The following is an 833-nucleotide window of genomic DNA, read 5'->3' on the forward strand; positions in this document are numbered from 1 at the left end:
CTGCGCTTCCCATCGGGCCTGGTCCGGATCGGCATGGCCGGTGCCATACACATACGACTGACCGTACGTGGTGCGATCGCTGTACGCGCGATTGGCTTCGCCCTGCAGGCGTTCATGCGCGTGATCGGGGTGATAGTCCGCCACGCGGAATGATTGCGGCACGCTATGCGCGTGCGTTTCCAGGGTCAGGATCGCTTCCTCGGCCGCGTTCAGGCCGGAAGCTTCGCGGTACGGCAGGGTGAGCGTGGGCTGGTACAGGTAGTGATCGACGTCGTCACCGAAGACCAGCACATCGCCGTGCTCGTTCTGCGTGAGATAGCAATAGATACCTTCCTGCTGCATCAGCAGGCGCAGGTAGGTCCAGTCGCTGCAGCGGTATTGCAGGTGGAAGGCATGCACCGGATAAGTGCGGCGCAGCTTGAACGCGAACTGATGCCCGAGCAGGCCGTGATGGCGCAGCAGCGCCTCGATCATGTCGGGGGCGTTCTGGTGCTGGAAGGTGCGGCTCGCCTGGGTCATGCGCAGGCGGGCGACATGCGGTTCGATCACGAAGCGGTAGGTGGACTGGTCGGCGCTGCGGCTGAGATGGGCGAAGTGGGCGATGTAGCCATGCCACGCACGCGGTACGCCATCGGGCAGGGCGATGCGGAAACGGGCATTGCGACCGACATAGTCGGTGCGCCGCAGCGCCTCGGGATGCGTCAGTTCGACGGTGATGCGATAGGGCTCGCCGAGGGCTTCGTGCACGTCGAAGGACACCACATCCAGTGCTTCGGCACCGCTGACACCGGGGACATCGGTGAAGTAGGTCTGGTGAGAAAAGCCGTGCGACG

At 64.1% G+C, this 833-nt stretch carries 1 protein-coding gene; it reads right to left on the reverse strand.

The genetic code is table 11. From position 1 onward, the window contains the following. Positions 1 to 833, reverse strand: an 833-nt coding sequence (locus tag AC4HNJ_RS21530) for a type VI secretion system Vgr family protein (protein WP_490481668.1), incomplete at both ends; no start/stop codon positions are given.

The sequence above is a fragment of the Dyella sp. SYSU CM1112 genome (assembly GCF_058216415.1).